Annotated in this window: 12 protein-coding genes; 8 read left to right on the forward strand and 4 right to left on the reverse strand. The window is 72.0% G+C overall.

Annotated elements, in window-relative coordinates; translation table 11 throughout:
• Positions 1-128 precede the first annotated feature (128 nt).
• On the reverse strand, positions 129-1,328 hold the full coding sequence (locus DNK56_RS03515) for an RNA-guided endonuclease InsQ/TnpB family protein (protein ID WP_111330328.1): 1,200 nt from the start codon (positions 1,326-1,328) through the stop codon (positions 129-131).
• A gap of 251 nt (positions 1,329-1,579) precedes the next feature.
• Between DNK56_RS03515 and DNK56_RS03520 the strand changes: the two genes are divergently transcribed.
• On the forward strand, positions 1,580-4,162 hold the full coding sequence (locus DNK56_RS03520; RefSeq protein ID WP_199563892.1) for a bifunctional FO biosynthesis protein CofGH: 2,583 nt from the start codon (positions 1,580-1,582) through the stop codon (positions 4,160-4,162).
• A gap of 79 nt (positions 4,163-4,241) precedes the next feature.
• Here the strand turns inward: DNK56_RS03520 and DNK56_RS03525 are convergent, their stop codons facing one another.
• On the reverse strand, positions 4,242-4,961 hold the full coding sequence (locus DNK56_RS03525) for a hypothetical protein (RefSeq protein WP_111330332.1): 720 nt from the start codon (positions 4,959-4,961) through the stop codon (positions 4,242-4,244).
• On the reverse strand, positions 4,958-6,145 hold the full coding sequence (eccE, locus tag DNK56_RS03530; RefSeq protein WP_111330334.1) for a type VII secretion protein EccE: 1,188 nt from the start codon (positions 6,143-6,145) through the stop codon (positions 4,958-4,960). Before eccE ends, DNK56_RS03525 begins: the two co-directional genes overlap by 4 nt.
• 247 nt (positions 6,146-6,392) lie before the next feature.
• Between eccE and eccB the strand changes: the two genes are divergently transcribed.
• The 7 genes from eccB (at position 6,393) to DNK56_RS36420 (ending at position 13,457) form a co-directional block, all read left to right on the forward strand.
• Entirely contained in the window at positions 6,393-7,946 is a 1,554-nt protein-coding gene (eccB, locus tag DNK56_RS03535; RefSeq protein WP_111330336.1) for a type VII secretion protein EccB, read from the forward strand.
• Positions 7,947-7,971: 25 nt separating this feature from the next.
• Positions 7,972-9,303 (forward strand): type VII secretion-associated serine protease mycosin, encoded by a 1,332-nt coding sequence (gene mycP, locus DNK56_RS03540; RefSeq protein ID WP_446750446.1) that lies wholly within the window; start codon positions 7,972-7,974, stop codon positions 9,301-9,303.
• Positions 9,304-9,447: 144 nt separating this feature from the next.
• Positions 9,448-9,798 carry a WXG100 family type VII secretion target gene (locus tag DNK56_RS03545; RefSeq protein WP_111330338.1) on the forward strand — a complete coding sequence of 117 codons (351 nt, stop codon included), beginning with the start codon at positions 9,448-9,450 and terminating at the stop codon, positions 9,796-9,798.
• A gap of 75 nt (positions 9,799-9,873) precedes the next feature.
• Complete coding sequence (locus DNK56_RS03550) at positions 9,874-10,155, forward strand: WXG100 family type VII secretion target (protein ID WP_111330340.1); 282 nt, start codon at positions 9,874-9,876, stop codon at positions 10,153-10,155.
• A 36-nt stretch (positions 10,156-10,191) separates the two neighbouring features.
• Entirely contained in the window at positions 10,192-10,686 is a 495-nt protein-coding gene (locus DNK56_RS03555) for a hypothetical protein (RefSeq protein WP_241989745.1), read from the forward strand.
• A gap of 36 nt (positions 10,687-10,722) precedes the next feature.
• Positions 10,723-12,162: a hypothetical protein gene (locus tag DNK56_RS03560; RefSeq protein ID WP_111330342.1), complete on the forward strand. Its 1,440-nt coding sequence runs from the start codon at positions 10,723-10,725 to the stop codon at positions 12,160-12,162.
• Positions 12,163-12,290: 128 nt separating this feature from the next.
• On the forward strand, positions 12,291-13,457 hold the full coding sequence (locus tag DNK56_RS36420; RefSeq protein ID WP_274543583.1) for a S8 family serine peptidase: 1,167 nt from the start codon (positions 12,291-12,293) through the stop codon (positions 13,455-13,457).
• Here DNK56_RS36420 and eccCa read toward each other — a convergent pair.
• Positions 13,454-17,428 carry a type VII secretion protein EccCa gene (eccCa, locus tag DNK56_RS03570; protein WP_111330344.1) on the reverse strand — a complete coding sequence of 1,325 codons (3,975 nt, stop codon included), beginning with the start codon at positions 17,426-17,428 and terminating at the stop codon, positions 13,454-13,456. The two genes, DNK56_RS36420 and eccCa, sit on opposite strands and share 4 nt — an antisense overlap.
• Position 17,429: the final 1 nt, after the last annotated feature.

The raw sequence follows: 17,429 nt of genomic DNA on the forward strand, positions 1-17,429 counted from the left end.
GCCGTTGACCGGCGCCGCACGGGCCGACGCGGCGAACCGGGCACGCGATGGCCTGCGGCGAGATCCAGCCGGGCCCCGCTCGTATGCTCGGACCTTGGCTTTCTCTCCCTCCCGAGGGAGGGAGATCCCTACGGATCGCGCCGTGGGGATTTCTGCTTCGTCGCCAGCTGCCCGACCGGAGTACTCCGTTGAGGTCTTACACCAGCTCCACAGACAGATGCCGTCAGCCCGACGGCCAGAGTGTTGTTCGCCGCGTTCACGTCCCGGTCGTGGGTCGTGCCGCAGCCGCCGCACGTCCAGGTACGGACGTTCAGCGGCAGCCTGTCCCGCAACCTGCCGCAGGCGGAGCACAGCTTGGAGGACGGGAAGAAGCGGTCGACCGCGATTACTTCGCGACCGTACCAGCGGGCCTTGTACTCCAGCATGTTCCGGAACTCCGACCATGCGGCGTCGCTGATGGCGCGGGCCAGGCTGCCGTTCTTCACCATGTTCCGAACGGCGAGGTCCTCGATCACGATCGTTTGGTTCTCACGAACGAGCCGAGTGGTGAGCTTGTGCAGATGGTCACGCCTGCGATCGGCGATACGTGCGTAGACCTTGGCGACCTTCCGGCGGGCCTTGGCCCGGTTCGCGCCGTCGCCCTCGGCCTTGCGTGCCAGTTGCCGCTGAGCCCTGGCGAGACGGGCGCGGTCGCGCCGCTCGTGCCGGGGGTTGGCGACCTTCTCACCGGTCGAAAGAGTCAGCAGATGGTCCAGACCCATATCAACGCCGATCGCCGCGTCGGTGGCGGGCAGCGGCTGGACGGTGGGGTCCTCGCACAACAGGGACACGAACCAGCGCCCGGCCGCGTCCTGGGACACGGTCACCGTAGACGGCGACGCCCCCTCGGGCAGCGGACGGGACCACACGATGTCGAGCGGCTGAGCCATCTTCGCCAGCGTCAGCCCGCCGTCACGGAACCGGAATGCGCTGGTGGTGTACTCCGCCGACTTCCGCGACCTCTTCCGCGACTTGTAACGCGGGTACTTCGCCTGCCTGCCGAAGAAGTTCGCGAACGCTGTCTGGAGATGCCTCAGCGCCTGCTGGAGCGGGACGGAGGAGACCTCGTTGAGATACGCGAGTTCCTCGGTCTTCTTCCAAGCCGTCAGCATCGCCGACGTAGCGTTGTAGTTGAGTCGTTCCCGCCGCGTCCATGCCTCCGTCCGGGCGGCGAGGGCGAGGTTGTAGACCTTCCGCACGCAGCCGAACGTGCGGTACAGCTCTGCCGCCTGCGCATCCGTCGGATAGAAGCGGTACTTGAACGCCCGTTTCACGTGAACCGTGGCCACACCTCACACGCTAGCCGGACTACAGGTGAAGATCCAAACCCGCGGGTCGGAGGAACGGCCATACCCAGAGGGCAACATTTCGCCCCCTGCCCTGCCCCGCAGGGGTTTCGCTGCCGCCCCATCCGAACGCGGGGGTATCCAGGAAAGACAGCCCAACGCCCACGGGACCACTACGAAGCCAGCGCATCTCGACGGTCCGGCAGCCCACTCCGGGCCGAGCCGGAATCGCCTACTCACGAATGAGGACCCGGATGACCGACCCCCAGCGCGGACTCCCCACCACCAACGCCATGCGGCGTGCCCTCAAGCGTGCCCGTGACGGTGTCGCCCTCGACGAGGCGGAGGCCGCCGTGCTGCTCCGGGCGCGCGGCGAGGACCTGAGAGACCTCGCCGCGTCCGCCGCCCGGGTGCGGGACGCGGGTCTGGAAGCGGCGGGCCGGCCGGGGGTCATCACGTACTCCCGCAAGGTCTTCATCCCGCTCACCCGGCTCTGCCGCGACAAGTGCCACTACTGCACGTTCGTCACCGTGCCCGGCAAGCTCCGCCGCGCCGGGCACGGCATGTTCCTGTCGCCCGACGAGGTGCTGGCCATCGCCCGCGAGGGCGCCGCGATGGGCTGCAAGGAGGCCCTGTTCACGCTGGGGGACCGGCCCGAGGACCGCTGGCCCGAGGCACGGGAGTGGCTGGAGGCCGAGGGGTACGACGACACCCTCGCCTACGTACGCGCCATGGCGATCCGGGTCCTGGAGGAGACCGGGCTGCTGCCGCACCTCAACCCCGGCGTGCTGACCTGGACCGACCTCCAGCGCCTCAAGCCCGTCGCCCCCTCCATGGGCATGATGCTGGAGACCACCGCCACCCGGCTCTGGTCCGAGCCCGGGGGCCCGCACCACGGCTCCCCGGACAAGGAACCCGCCGTACGGCTGCGCGTCCTGGAGGACGCGGGACGGTCCAACGTGCCGTTCACCACCGGCCTCCTCATCGGCATCGGCGAGACGTACGAGGAACGCGCCGACGCCCTCTTCGCGCTGCGCCGCACCGCCCGCGCCTACCACGGCATCCAGGAAGTCATCGTCCAGAACTTCCGGGCCAAGCCCGACACCGCGATGCGCGGCATGCCCGACGCCGAGCTGGAGGAACTGGCCGCCGCGATCGCCGTCGCCCGCCACATCCTCGGCCCGTCCGCCCGCATCCAGGCCCCGCCGAACCTCGTGGACGCCGAGTACGCCCTGCTCATCGGCGCCGGCATCGACGACTGGGGCGGCGTCTCGCCGCTCACCCCGGACCACGTCAACCCCGAGCGCCCCTGGCCGCACATCGACGAACTCGCCGCCCGCACCGCCGAGTCCGGGTTCGCCCTGCGGGAACGCCTCACCATCTACCCGGAGTTCATCCGGCGCGGCGAACCCTGGCTCGACCCGCGCCTCCTGCCGCACGTACGCGCGCTCGCCGACCCGGAGACCGGGCTCGCCAAGGAGGGCGCGATCCCCGAGGGGCTGCCCTGGCAGGAGCCCGACGAGGGATTCAACGCCTCCGGCCGCACCGACCTGCACCGCACCATCGACACCGAGGGCCGCACCGCCGACCGCCGCGACGACTTCGACGTCGTCTACGGGGACTGGGAGGCGCTGCGCGAGGCGGCGGCCCCCGGCATGGTGCCCTCGCGGATCGACGGGGACGTGCGCGCCGCGCTGAGCCGGGCCGCCGACGACCCGACCCGCCTCACCGACGACCAGGCGCTCACGCTGCTCCACGCGGACGGCCCGGCCCTGGACGAGCTGTGCCGGATCGCGGACACCCTGCGCCGGGACGTGGTCGGCGACGACGTCACGTACATCGTCACCCGCAACATCAACTTCACCAACGTCTGCTACACCGGCTGCCGCTTCTGCGCCTTCGCCCAGCGCCGCACCGACGCCGACGCCTACACCCTCTCCCTGGACCAGGTCGCCGACCGGGCCGCGCAGGCGTGGGACGTGGGCGCCGTCGAGGTCTGCATGCAGGGCGGCATCCACCCGGACCTGCCCGGCACGGCGTACTTCGACATCGCCCGCGCGGTGAAGGAGCGCGTGCCCGGCATGCACGTCCACGCCTTCTCACCCATGGAGGTCGTCAACGGCGCCACCCGCACCGGCCTGTCCATCCGGGACTGGCTGATCGCCGCGAAGGAGGCCGGGCTCGGCTCCATCCCCGGCACCGCCGCCGAGATCCTCGACGACGAGGTCCGCTGGGTCCTCACCAAGGGCAAGCTGCCCACCGCGACCTGGCTGGAGGTCATCAAAACCGCCCACGAGGTGGGCCTGCGCTCCTCCTCGACCATGATGTACGGGCACGTCGACCAGCCCCGCCACTGGCTGGGCCACCTGCGCACCCTGGCCGCGCTCCAGCAGGAGACCGGCGGCTTCACCGAGTTCGTGACGCTGCCCTTCATCCACACCAACGCGCCCGTCTACCTCGCCGGTATCGCCCGCCCCGGCCCCACCGACCGCGACAACCGGGCCGTCACCGCGATGGCCCGGCTCCTGCTGCACCCGCACATCACCAACATCCAGACCAGCTGGGTCAAGCTCGGCACGGAGGGCGCGGCGGAAATGCTCCGCTCCGGCGCCAACGACCTGGGCGGCACCCTGATGGAGGAGACCATCTCCCGTATGGCCGGGTCGAGTTACGGCTCGTACCGCTCGGTGCGCGACCTGACCGCCATCGCCGAACTCGCCGGCCGGCCCGCGAAGCCGCGCACCACGCTGTACGAGGAGGTCCCGGCGGAACGCGTCGCGGCGGCCGCCGCATCGGACGGGCACCTGCCGGAACTGCTGCCGCTGCTGCCGGAGTGAGCGCGGGGCCGGCGCGCGGCGTCGGGGCCGGCGGGTCGGCGGGGTCGGCGGCGCGCCCGGTGGGGTCGGCGGCCCCCGGTCAGTCCAGGCGGCGGGGCGCGCCCAGCAGGCCGGTCTCGACGTCCGTCGGCAGGAGCTTGACCAGCTTGTGGTGGCCCGGAGCGCACCACAGGACCATGTCGTCGCCGAGCTGCGACAGCGCCTCCGCGTTCACGCGCGGCAGCCGCAGCACCCGGCCCAGCACCGCCGCCTCCTCCGGCGAGACCCGCTGGACACCGACGAGCCCGGCGTGCTCCACCAGCCTCGGCGCCGCCGGACCCGGGAACGGCAGCAGCGTCAGCACGGACTGCCAGGGCCCGGGGGCCAGCCGGCTGCGCGGGGGCCGCATGCCGCAGTCCCGGACCACCAGGACCGGGCCGGACGCCGACGCGCCCTGCGGAGCCACCCGCTGCACCTCGTGCACGGTCATCGACGGCTCGCCGCCGGCCACGGACCGCGCGAGCCCCGACCACGCCTGCGGCCGGGCCGTCTCGATCGCGACGCGCGCCCCCGTACCGGCCGCGCGCAGCGCCAGCACCTGGGCCGTCCACACACCCCCGATGAGCACCACGTCCAGCGGCTCCGGACGGAACAGGCCGAGCACGGCGGGCCGCCCGTGCGCGTCGCTGCCCGCCACGACCCCGTCGTCCCCCACCGGCAGCCGCAGCGCGGCGAGCCGGTCCACGGGCAGCGTGTGCCGGCCCCGGCGCGGACCGAACAGCCCGAGCCCGGCCCGGAAGCGGGTACGGGGAGCGGTCACCGGACACCTCCGAGCGGCAGAGTGGCGAGCACACCGGGCAGCTGTTCGCGATCCAGCCGCACCAGGCCGACCTTCGCACCGCGCGCCGCGCGCTCCAGCCGACGCCCCGCCCCGGCCAGCTCCTGCGCGCCGTGCGCCGTCAGCCGCACATGACCGGTGACGGCCGGCGCCCCGCCCGTACCGCGCGACACCGTCAGACTGAACGTGCTCACCGGAGCCGGCGCCGACGTCAGCAGCGCCACCAACTCCGCCGAGGCCGCCGCCCCCGCACCCAGCCGGGGCCAGCGCCCCACCCAGTACGTGGTGTGCCAGCGGTCGTCGCAGCGCCAGGCCCGGCCCGACTCCGCCGTCCGCCGCACCGGCCCGTCCGGCCCGTCCGGCCCCGCCCCCGGCGGAACGGCCTGCGCGGACACCCCGGCCGACGTCGCCAGCGCGGACACCACCTGCTCCTCGGACAGCAGCGACACCTCGAACCCGGCCGCCGCCAGCCGGCTCGCCAGCTGGTCCGCCGCCCGCAGCAACGCCCGCTGCGCCCCGCCGAGCCCGCCGCCGCGCGCCCGTACCGCCTCCGGGCACAGCGCCGGGTCGAGCTTCAGGGCGATCCACGTCAGCCGGACCGCCGGAGTGCCCGATGCGGCCTGGAGTGACGCGTACGACCGGGTGGCCGGGGAATCCTGCGGAAGCCGCGGGCCGGGTGCGGGCCGGGTGTGCTGTACGACCTGCGCCGACTCCAGCCGGACGCCGTCCACCTCCAGGGCCTCGTACAGCAGCCCCAGCTCCAGCGGACGCGCCGCACGCTCCGCCCGCAGCGGCTCGTTCCGGGCCTGCACGAGAAGCAGCGCGGTCAGGAACGAGCCGTCGCCCACCATGCCGATCCCGCGCTCCCGCTTCCGGTCCCGGTAGGTGTACGTGCGCAGCGCGCCCGCGCACTCAAGGACCGGTGCCAGGACGGGATCGACGCCCTCGGCGGACCACGGCCGGCGCGCCGCGCGCAGCCGTGCCCGCAGCGCCAGCGCCGTCGCGCACCACTCCAGCGCCGGACGCCCCCGCCTGCGCAGGGCCGCGACCAGCACCAGGAGGGCGGCGACCACGGCCGCCGGCACCAGCAGGGCGCGGTGCGCGGCCCACGCGACCAGCACCAGCGCACCGGCCGCCTCCAGCAGCACCAACTGGTGCAGCCGCACACCGCCGATCCGTCCCGGCCGGGGATGCGATCGCAACCTCGTCACCGTACTCGTCGTGCTGCTCATCCCCGCTGTGTCCCCTCCGCGTCACGGCACTTCGGCATCCGCGAGCGCACCCACGCTATCGGCACGACGACCGGCAACCGCCAACTGCCCCGAAAACGGGGCCCGTACAGCGCGGCGCCGACCGGGCGGGCATAGTGGGTGCGGTTCGCGAGGCGTACACAACCAGGGGGAAGCCCGGCAGATGGCATCACGGCGTGACGAACTCAATGCCTACACCTTCGCGAAGAAGCGACTGGTCGCCGCCTTTCTGCAACCCTCGGCGGCCGGCACGGACGAGGCGGCACCGCGCCCGCTGCGCGCCGTGCTGCCGGGGCTGGTGGTGGGCGCCCTGCTGCTGGCCGGTTTCGGCGCCTGGGGCATCTTCAAACCGAAGGTGCCGAACGGCTGGAGCGCCCCCGGCGCCCACGTCATCGTCGGCAGCGAATCCACCACCCGGTACGTCGTCCTGGAGACCAAGGGCGTCAAGCGCCTGCACCCGGTGCTCAACTTCGCCTCGGCGAAACTGCTGCTGGACCCGGACAACTCCTCGGTGATGCAGGTCCCCGAGTCCGTACTCGACGGCGGCGGCATCCAGCGCGGCCCCATGCTCGGCATCCCCTACGCACCCGACCGGCTGCCCAGCGCCGCCGAGGCGGGGCGCGGCAAGCTGTGGGTGGTCTGCGAACAGCCCGGCGCCGGCGCGGGGCGCACCGTGCAGAAGGCCGTCTTCCTGCTCGCCGACCGGGAGGCCGGCAAGGTCGGCGGCAAGCGGCGGCTGCACGAGGGCCAGGCGCTCTACGTCGAGGCGGACGGCGACGAGGCCACCCGGTACCTGGTGGAACCCGACGGCACACGGCACGCCGTGGGGACCACCGGAGGCGACCGGCCGCCGGCCCGTGAAGAGGTGCTGCGCCGCTCCCTGTTCGGCGACGGCGCCCGGCCCCAGCGGGTCACCGACGACTGGCTGCGCACCCTGCACACCGGCAGTGCCATCGACTTTCCGAAGCTGCCCGGCAAGGCCGGCGCCCCGGCCGGGGTGGGCGGCGGCCTGGACGCCCGACTGGACAAGGTGGGCATGGTCCTCAAGGCCGTCGCCGGCACCGGGATGCAGCACTACGTCGTACTGCCCGGCGAGGTGGCACCGGTGTCCGACTTCGTCGCCCGGCTGCTCCTGACGAGCCCGGAGGCGGCGGTGCTGGGCCAGAAGGCGCAGGCCGCGGAGGTCGCCCCGCAGTCGTTCACGCCCTCGCCGGACGAGTTCTACGCGGACAAGGGCTGGCCCGCGAGCATCCCCGTCCAGGCCAACGACACGGCCGCCCGGACCGGAACGGTCTGCAACGTGCTGCACGGGGTGGACGCCAAGGGGGTGGCCGAGCTGACGACCTGGGCCGGCCCGCGCTACCCGGTGAGCTTCCTGGACGGGGCGACCAGCGCCTACGTGACGCCGGGCAGCGGAGTGCTGTACCGGCAGTTCAGCGGGGCGTCGCCCACCACCGGCTCGCTCTTCCTGGTCACGGACACGGGGCTGCGGTACGCGGTGCAGACCAACAACGACAGCAGCGCCGACCCCTCGGAGATCGGCGAGACGGCGAAACCCGGCGCCCCCGGGGAGCGGACCGTCGAGGTCAACCAGACGCAGATCAGGCTCGGTTACCGCAACGTCCGGCCGGTCCCGGTGCCGGAGAACTGGTCGAACCTGCTGCCCAAGGGGCCCCGCCTCGACACCAACAGCGCCAAGCAGCCGCAGAGTTCCTGAGAGAGCGGGGGAGGGGACCTACGAGATGATCACCCATGGTGCGATCGCCCTTCCGGCGCGCAGGGCCGCTGCCGTACTGCTGCTGACGCTCACGGTGGCCGGAGGGATTCCGGTCCTGCCCGTGGCGCCCGCCGCCGCCGAGGATTCCGTTCCGCAAACGGGCGCCGAGGGCAGCGGCGAGTGCACTTTTCCGATGCCGAAGCAGATCCGGGGCCGCCCCTGGTCGCTCCAGCGGCTGGTGTTCGATCAGCTCTGGCAGGACACCAGGGGCAAGGGGGTGAGGGTCGCCGTCATCGACACCGGCGTGGACGCCGTCAACCCGCAACTGCGCACCGCCGTGGACCGCGCGGCCGGCCTCGACCTGCTCCCGCCGGAGAAGCCGGACGGCTCGGCGGCGGGGGAGAAGGCCGGCGGCAAGGGCAAGGGCAAGGGCAAGGGCAAGGCGAGGGGGCGCGGTGACGCCACCGCCGACCGCGTGGGCCATGGCACCAAGGTCGCCGGGATCATCGCGGCCCGCCCCCGCGCGGGCACCGGGTTCGTCGGCATCGCACCCGAGGCGACGATCATCCCGATCCGGCAGAACGACGACCGGGGGACCGGCACCGCCGCGACCCTGGCCACGGCCATCCGGCACGCCATCAGCGAAGACGCCCAGGTCATCAACATCTCCCAGGACACCGCGAAGCCGCTGCGCGCCGACTCCGACCTGGCGCGCGCGGTGCGCGAGGCGCTGGACAAGGACATCGTGGTGGTCGCGTCGGCCGGCAACGACGGGCTCACCGACCGGGTCGAGAAGACGTACCCGGCGGCATATCCGGGGGTGCTCGCGGTGGCCGCGTCGGACCGGAACGACGAGCGGGCGCCCTTCTCGCAGACCGGGGACTTCATCGGCGTCGCGGCGCCGGGCGTGGACATGGTGTCCACCGTGCCCGGCGGCGGCCAGTGCGTGGACAACGGGACCAGCTTCTCGGCGCCGTACGTCGCGGGGGTGGCCGCGCTCATCCGCGCCAAGCACCCGCGCTGGACGCAGGGCCAGGTGGTGGCCCAGATCGAGCAGACCGCCGAGCGCGCGGTGAACGGCCGGGACGACTTCATCGGGTGGGGTGTGGTGGACCCGGTGCGCGCGCTCAACGACGACGCGCACCCGGTGGACGCGCCCACCCCGGACCGGGCGGTCTCGGCCGGGCCGGTCGGGCCGGAACCGGTGGCGCTCCAGCTGGGGGAGACCCGGCAGGAGCGCATGACCCGGCTCGCGACGTACGTCCTGGCCGTGACGGGCGTGCTCGCGATGGTGATCGCGGGGGTCGCGGTCCTGTTGCGCACCCGGGACGACGAGCGCCCTGAAGTAGATGAATGAGTAACAACTCGCTTGGCGCATAAGCATGTTGGAATAGTTGCTGCGCGTAGCTAAAGTGAAACAGCAAAAAAGCGGTGCGGGGGCCCGGACGCGACAGCGGGTGGCCTGTGTCCCGCACCATCCACTCCTGGGGGAAGGCACGTCATGGGAGACAGGCTCAAGCTTTCATCCGAGCAGATCGACAAGCTCATCATCGAGCTCGGTCACATGCACGACACGCTCGAAGGCAGGATCACCCAGCTCAACGGGGTCATCGACGCCGTGGAGGGCCACTGGAAGGGCGTCGCGGCCAACGCGTACAACGGCCTTCAGGCGCAGGTCAACCTCGACGTGCGGAACCTGAAGGAGCTCCTGGCCTTCACGAAGGAAGCGGTCCAGATGAGCCGCGACGGCTTCGACGCCGAGGAGGTCGAGCGCCTCAACAGCTTCAAGGGCATCGACGGCGTCGACCACACGGGCAGTAACGGCATCCTGGACCGGTTCCAGGTCTCCTAGCCGCCGCCTCCGCGCGGCCCGTAGCCGTACTCGTTTTCGTACCTTCGTTCCTTCGTTCAGGAGACAGACCGTTCCATGGAAATCACGTACTCGGGTGTCGTCGAGGCATCCAACCAGGTCAGGACCACCGCCGGCACCATCAAGACCCAGCTCGACGAGCTCAACACGAAGGTCAAGGCCGTCGTCGCGACCTGGGACGGTGAGACGCAGCGGGCGTTCTACGACCGTCACAGCGGGTGGGACCTCAAGGTGAACCACATGCACGAGACGCTGACGACGATCGCGAACAAGCTCCTGGAGGCGACCGAGGGCTACGCGGCGAACGACCTCGCCCAGTCCCGTCGCTTCCACGGCTGACCTGCGGGCATCACGGCACCATAGGGGGGTGCGGGCATGGGATTGCGTCTTCCGGACGACCCACCGCTGAACGACCCGAGCCATCCGGGCGGGGGGCCCGGAGCGCCGGACCTGGCCACACCGGGTGAGTCGCTGAAGAAGTTCAAGACACGTGTGGACCTGCTCCTCACGAAGCTCGACGGTTCACCGGCCGCCCACAGTCGCATCGGGGAACAGGAGATCCAGGCCGCCGCGTACGGGACCGATTTCGCGGAAGCGATGATGCTGTCGGTCACGTACAAGGTGGTTCACCTGCGGCTCACCCAGCTCTCCAGGACGCTCGGTGAGCAGCTGGAGGCGATGGGCATCACCGTCGACCTGGCCGACCGGGGGTACGAGAACGTGGACCAGGAGTACGCGGAGCGCCTGCACGCGATCCAGAAGCGCGTCGCGGCCGGCTACCAGAAGCCGGAGGCGGGCCCGGACACCGGGCAGCCGAAGGACGTTCCGCCCGCGGGCACGGGTACCACCAGCGGCCCCGACGGTTTCTAGCCACGCGATCCGAACGGGGCGAGGGGGGAACGGACCATGGGCGACAAGGGCAAGCTGCCGCCGCTCAACGCGCAGTACCACACGACCGACTTCGAGAACATGCCGTACGAGGACATGCTCCGCATGATCCGAGGGGTGAACCCCACGGCGATCATGGACCGGGGCACGGCGCTCGTGGACGCGCAGGCGGAGATCGAGAAGATCGGCACCGAACTCAAGGAGCACGTCAGCCGCACCACGTGGAAGGGCAAGGGCGGCGACGCGTTCCACGAGTGGGGCGACGAGTTCGCCAGGGAGACGCTCAAGCTGGCCGACTACGCGGGCGCCGCCGGCACCTCGCTCCAGACGGCCGGCCAGGCTCTCAGCGAGGTCACTGCGGCGATGCAGGGCCATCCCGACGCCACCGCGATGTGCTACGCGGACGCGGAGAAGGAGAAGGCCCGACTGGAGGCCGTCGAAAAGGCGCGGAACGAGGCGATTCCGCAGATGAACAAGCTCGCCTCGTACTACCTGATGGCGCAGCAGACGATTGCGGCACAGCAGGAACCGAACTTTCGGCCGTTGCCGCAGGAGGTGATGCCTAGCGTGGACAGGTATGGCTGGGTGGTCACGCCCTACAACTCGGCCGGGCCCTCTACGGCCTCTCCTCCGGAGTCCGGCGGGCTGGTCGCAGGTGGCTCGGTGGCTGGCACTCACGCCGGCGTGGTGCAGCCCGTCGAAGGCGGATCATCGCCCGTCGCCGGTGTATCCACCCACGCTCCCCAGCCGACGCCCATCGTTTCTGGAGCCCCGGACACCACGGGCACGAACATCGACACGGTGACGCTGCCGGAGGCCCCGGTGGTCACGGCGCCTCCGGCCACGGGGACGCCTGTGCCGCAGACTCCGGTCAGCGGCGGGGGGCAGACCCCGATTCCGCCCGTGGTGCTGCCCTCGCAGACGGGGCCGACCGGTCCCGGCGGTGGTGGTACGCGGCGGGGGGAGCCGGTCGGGCCGGTGGGCAGAGGAGGCGTCGAGAGCGTCCGACCGCCCGCGATCGTCCGGGCTGATCCGGGTATCCACGGCGGGACACCGGCCAGGCCCGTGACCGGTCCGACCGGAGGTGGTCCTCGTGGCACGGTGATCGGCGGGGAACGACCTGTGACCGGCCCCGGAATGATGGGCGGCCATGGAGTCGGAGCTGTCGGCTCGCCGATGGGGCGTGGGGGTGTCACCGGCGGTTCGCAGCGTCTGGTCACCCGGCCCGGCGGTACGGTGCGGGCACCGCGCGAGGCGGGAGCGGCGAGGGAGTTCACACCTGGGGGCAGCGGTCTCGTCCGAGGTCCGGCGGGTATGGGTGCGATGGGGCCGATGGGCGGTGCCCAGGGCGCCCGGCGGCGTACGCAACGGGACGGCGAGTCCCCGGACTACCTCACCGAGGACGAGGAGACCTGGGCGACCGGTGGCGACGGTGTGGTCCCGCCCGTAATCGACTAGGAACACGAATGGGTGGCATGAGGTCAACGGCCGGGCGGCGGCGTCGGCGTGCTTCGGTGGTGGCGTCGGCGTTGGGCGCCTTACTCCTTTTCGGTGGCGCCCTCGCACCGGCCGCGACAGCGGACACCGTGCGCGAGCGCGAGTGGTACTTGGACCGGATGCAGGCTCCGGAGATGTGGAAGGTCAGCACCGGGAAGGGAATCACCGTCGCTCTGCTTGACACGGGGGTGAATCCCACAGCGCCCGAATTGACGGGGAAGGTACTGCGGGGCAAGAACTTTGTGGAACCCGAGCGTGGGGCGCACCAGGACAAGAACGGTCATGGCACGGGGATGGCAATGCTAATTGCCGGCAACGGGCTAAATGGTCAGGGCGTGAAGGGCCTCGCGCCCGACGCCCGGGTCCTGCCCCTGACCGTCTTCGGGTCGTCCAAAGAATCCGGCATCAACAGCGTTTCAGCCCTGGTCGAGGCTATTCGGTACGCTGCCGAAAGCGATGCCCAAATCATCAGCATGTCGTTGGGTTTCGAGGACTACTCGCTTGAGAGTGACGAGCGAGAAGCGATCCAGCAAGCCGTGGATCACGCCGTGCAGCGTGGGAAGTTGCTGCTGGCCTCCGCCGGGAACTCCGGTGCAGAGGGCAACGACGCCGAGTACCCCGCAGCAAGTCTCGGCGTCGCAGGCATCGCAGCCGTCAACGAGATGGCCGCGGCGGCTAAGTTCTCGGTGTCGGGGCCTCAAGTGGCGCTCGCGGCACCGGGGGATGAGATTCAGGTTCCATGCGGTACTGACAACAAGAGCTACTGCAACAGCGGCGGCACCAGCCAAGCCACCGCCATCGCATCCGCCTCCGCCGCCCTCATCTGGTCCATGCACCCCGACTGGACCGGGAACCAAGTGCTGCGCGTCCTGATGAACACCGCGGCCCGGCCGACCGAGGGCGAGGTGCCCAGCCGTTACATCGGGTACGGCACGGTCCGCCCGCGCATGGCCGTCCTCGGTGATCCGGGCGACCCCGGCCCCGCCGACGTGAACCCGCTCGTCGCGGCCCGCGCCGCCGCGTCCCCGTCACCGGCCGCGTCCGCGCCCGGCGGCACCGCCCCCGGCGGCACCGCGACCCGTGCGGAGCAGCCGACGGCGGCCCCCGCGGCGGCCGGCGCGAGCGGCGGGAAGGCCATCGGCACGGGCGTGTGGATCACCGCCGGGGCGGCCCTCGTCGCAGCCGTCGCCGTAGGCGCGATCCTGCTGCTGCGGCGCAGGAACACCGCTGGGCGCGGTGCCCCCTTCGCGCCCTAATCCGTCTCCGGCGCCAGCCATCCCGTCTGGATCAGGGCCGGTGTGCCCCGGCGGGCGACGAACACGCCGCGGCCCGGGGGCAGCGGGCGGGCCTTCACACTGCCCAGGAGCTCGCCCTCGTTGGGGTGGCCGGACAGGAGGACGCCCTGCGCGCCCAGCTCCTTGAAGCGCTGGATGAACGGCTCGTACGAGGAGCGTCCGGCGCCCGCGCTGCTGCGGGCGATGATGAAGTTGACGCCGGTGTCGCGGGCGAAGGGCAGGTTGTCCACCAACTGGGCCAGCGGGTTGCCGGAGGACGTGGCGACCAGGTCGTAGTCGTCCACGATGATGAACGCGCGCGGGCCGCGCCACCAGCTGCGGGTGCGCAGTTGCTGCGGGGTGACGTCGGGGCCCGGGATACGGCTGCCGATGAGGGTGTTCATGTCGTTGAGGTACGACTCGAACGTGTTCTGCGTCGTCGCGTAGCCGACCAGGTACGGCTCGGGCACGCACTCCAGCAGTCCGCGCCGGTAGTCACCGACGCAGATCAGGGCCTCCGCAGGGGTGTAGCGGGCGGTGATCTGCCGGATGAGAAGCCGCAGCAGCGCCGTCTTCCCGGACTCCGACTCGCCGAACACCGCGAACAGCGGGTCGGTGTCGAAGTCCACGTACACGGGGGCGAGGTTCATCTCGTCGATGCCGATCGCGACACCGCCGCGCTCCCCGTCCGGGCCGGTCGGCAGGTCGCGGGCGGCGAGCGTCCGGGGCAGCATGCGGACCGCCGGGGCGTGTGGGCCGGGCCAGGCGTCGGCCACCGAGCGGACGAACGCGGCGGTGGCGTCGGACAGGTCGTCGCCGCCCCCGCCCGCCGAGTCGTCGGTGCGCGGAAGGGCGCCCATGAAGTGGAGCCGTTCCGCCGTCAGACCGCGTCCCGGCGTGCCGACCGGCACGTTCTTGGCGATCTTGCGGTCGAGTTCGGAGTCGGTCGGGTCGCCGAGGCGCAGCTCCAGGCGGTTGAGCAGCTGGTCCTTGAGCGCGGCGCGCATTTCCATGTACCGGGAGACGGTGGCGACCAGATGGATGCCGAGGCCGAGGCCGCGGGCGGCGATGTCGGCGACGACGGGCTCCAGGAACTCGTAGTCCGTCTTGAAGGACTGCCAGCCGTCGATTACCAGGAAGACGTCGCCCCACGCCTCGTCCGGCAGCCGGCCCGCCGCGCGCAGCCTGCGGTAGGTGGTGATGGAGTCGATGCCCCGGTCCCGGAAGAGGGCTTCGCGCCGGTTGAGGATGCCGGCGACCTCGGCGACCGTGCGGCGGATCTTCTCCGGGTCGAGCCGGGAGGCGACTCCGCCGACGTGCGGCAGGCCCCCGACGGCGGTCATGCCTCCGCCGCCGAAGTCCAGCCCGTAGAACTGCACCTCGTGCGGGGTGTGGGTGAGGGCGAAGGCGCCGATGAGGGAGCGTACGAGGGTGGACTTCCCGGAGCGCGGCCCGCCCACGATCAGCATGTGTCCGGCGGCGCCGGAGAAGTCGCGTACGAGGGTGTCGCGGCGCTGCTCGAACGGCTTGTCCACCAGGCCGAACGGCACCGTGAGCCCGCCGCCCCGCGCGTACTCGGGCGCGTGCAGGCCGCGCGCGGGCGTCACCGAGAGCGCGGGCAGCAGCCGGTCGAGCGAGGGGGCCTCGGTGAGCGGCGGCAGCCACACCTGGTGGGCGAGGGGGCCCTGGCCCTCCAGCCGGCCGGCGATGACGTCGAGGACGGTGTCCGCCAGGGCGTCCGGTGTCGTCCGTCCGGGTACGAAGGGGGCGCTCGGCTCCGGTTCCGGCTCCGGGTAGTGGACCGCGACCGGGGCGGCGGTGAACAGGACGGGGCGCCGGTCGATGACGGGCTCCCCGTCGCCGGGGGCCGGTGCGGTGCCCGGCCGGTAGATCCCCGACACGTAGGCGGCCTTGAACCGGGTCATCCCCTCGGTGCCGAACTTCAGGAACCCGGAGCCGGGCACCGACGGCAGATGGTAGGCGTCGGGCACGCCCAGGGCGGTGCGGGACTCGGCGGCGGAGAAGGTCCGCAGACCGATCCGGTACGAGAGGTAGGTGTCCAGGCCGCGCAGCCGGCCCTCCTCCAGGCGCTGCGAGGCCAGCAGCAGATGCACGCCCAGGGACCGCCCGATGCGGCCGATCTGGATGAACATGTCGATGAAGTCGGGCTTGGCGGTGAGGAGTTCGCTGAACTCGTCGATCACCAGGACGAGTGAGGCCAGCGGCTCCAGCGGGGCCCCGGCGGCGCGCGCCTTCTCGTAGTCGGTGAGGTTGGCGTAGTTGCCGGCGGTCCGCAACAGCTCCTGGCGGCGCTGGAGTTCCCCGGTGATGGAGTCCCGCATGCGGTCGACCAGGGTGAGGTCGTCCGCGAGGTTGGTGATGACCGCGGCGACGTGCGGGAGCTTGGACATCCCGGAGAACGTGGCGCCGCCCTTGAAGTCGGCCAGGACGAAGTTGAGGGTCTCCGACGAGTGGGTGACCGCCAGGCCGAGGACGAGGGTGCGCAGCAGTTCGGACTTGCCGGAACCGGTCGCGCCGACACACAGCCCGTGCGGGCCCATGCCCTCCTGCGCGGCCTCCTTGAGGTCGAGCATGACGGGGGAGCCGTCCTCGCCGACACCGATCGGCACCCGCAGCCGCTCCGCCGCCGAGCGCGGCCGCCACACCGTGTCCGGGTCCACGGCCGCGGGGTCGCCGATGTTCAGCAGGTCGGTGAAGTCCAGGTTGGCCAGGAGGGGTTCGTCGTCGTCCCCGCCGCCGCCCAGCCGGAACGGGGCGAGCTGGCGGGCCAGTGCCTCCGCCGCCTCGACGGGCAGCAGGTCGGGCGTGCCGTGGTAGGCGGCGCCGGCCGATTCCACCCGCAGCCGGTCCGGCCGCACCGCGAGGTGCAGGCCGCCGCGCGGCTCCGCCAGGTCCTCCGGGACCAGTTCCACGACGGTGACCCCCTGGAGCCCCTCCGCCGAGGCGAACAGCGAGTCCGGCGGCACGACGCCGCCGTCCAGTACGAGGACCACGTGCGGCTGGTCCAGGAGCGGGGTGGCCTCGCGGCTGAAGCGGGAGCGGCCGTCCAGCGTGCTGTGGAGCAGCGCCTCCACCTCCGCCAGGTCGTCGCCGAACAGCCGCTTGGTGCCGGCCCCGTCCGTCGAGCCGGGGACCTGGGTGTGCGGCAGCCACTTCGTCCAGTCCCACAGGTCCGCCGTGTCCGGGGCGGCCACCACCGCGACCGTCAGGTCCTCGGGGGAGTGCAGTGCGGTCAGCCCCGCCACCATCGCCCGGGCGCAGCCGCGTACCGACTCGGGGTCGCCGGAGACCACGAGGTGGTAGAAGGCGCGCAGGGACACCGCCATGGGGAGCCGGTCCACCGAGCCGTGGGCGGCCAGGAAGCGGTGCATGGCGCCCGCCGCCAGCGGCTCCAGTTCGTCCACCGGGGCCGTCGTCGGCGCGACGAGCGGCGTCCACAGCTGCTGCGGGCCCAGGCCGACGCGTACCTGCCCGAAGTCGTCGTCGGTGATCCGGCGCTCCCACAGCCGCTGCCCCTCGGCGACCAGGCACCACAGCTGGCCCGGGTCCGGGTGCAGATGGAACTGGGCGTCGCGCTGGGCGCGGGCGGTGCGGCGCACCTTGCGCCGGGTCTGCGCCAGGTATTTGAGGTAGTCCCGGCGGCCCTGCGCCGACTGGCCCTGGGTGCCCTTGCGATGGCGGATCACCTGGGCCACGACCATGGCACAGGTGGACAGCAGCATCATGACGCCCATGATCTTCATGAACGGATGCGAGCCGGGCATGAAGAAGAACACCACCGACGAGCCCATGCCGAGCATCGGCAGGAGCTGCATGGCCATGCCCTCCTGCTGTCCGCGCGGCAGCTCGGGCGGCGGCTCCAGCCGCAGTTCCGCCGATGCGGCCTCGGGCGGCATCGTGCGGGGCGGGCGCTTGACGACGATCTGGGTCACC

It is taken from the genome of Streptomyces sp. AC1-42W, from assembly GCF_003248355.1.
In the GTDB taxonomy this organism is placed as follows: Bacteria; Actinomycetota; Actinomycetes; order Streptomycetales; family Streptomycetaceae; genus Streptomyces.

Excerpts from the sequence above, each read along its gene's own strand:
- DNK56_RS03520 (WP_199563892.1), top strand. The coding sequence starts at position 1,580 with ATGACCGACCCCCAGCGCGGACTCCCCACCACCAACGCCATGCGGCGT.
- eccB (WP_111330336.1), top strand. The coding sequence starts at position 6,393 with ATGGCATCACGGCGTGACGAACTCAATGCCTACACCTTCGCGAAGAAG.
- mycP (WP_446750446.1), top strand. The coding sequence starts at position 7,972 with ATGATCACCCATGGTGCGATCGCCCTTCCGGCGCGCAGGGCCGCTGCC.
- DNK56_RS03545 (WP_111330338.1), top strand. The coding sequence starts at position 9,448 with ATGGGAGACAGGCTCAAGCTTTCATCCGAGCAGATCGACAAGCTCATC.
- DNK56_RS03550 (WP_111330340.1), top strand. The coding sequence starts at position 9,874 with ATGGAAATCACGTACTCGGGTGTCGTCGAGGCATCCAACCAGGTCAGG.
- DNK56_RS03555 (WP_241989745.1), top strand. The coding sequence starts at position 10,192 with ATGGGATTGCGTCTTCCGGACGACCCACCGCTGAACGACCCGAGCCAT.
- DNK56_RS03560 (WP_111330342.1), top strand. The coding sequence starts at position 10,723 with ATGGGCGACAAGGGCAAGCTGCCGCCGCTCAACGCGCAGTACCACACG.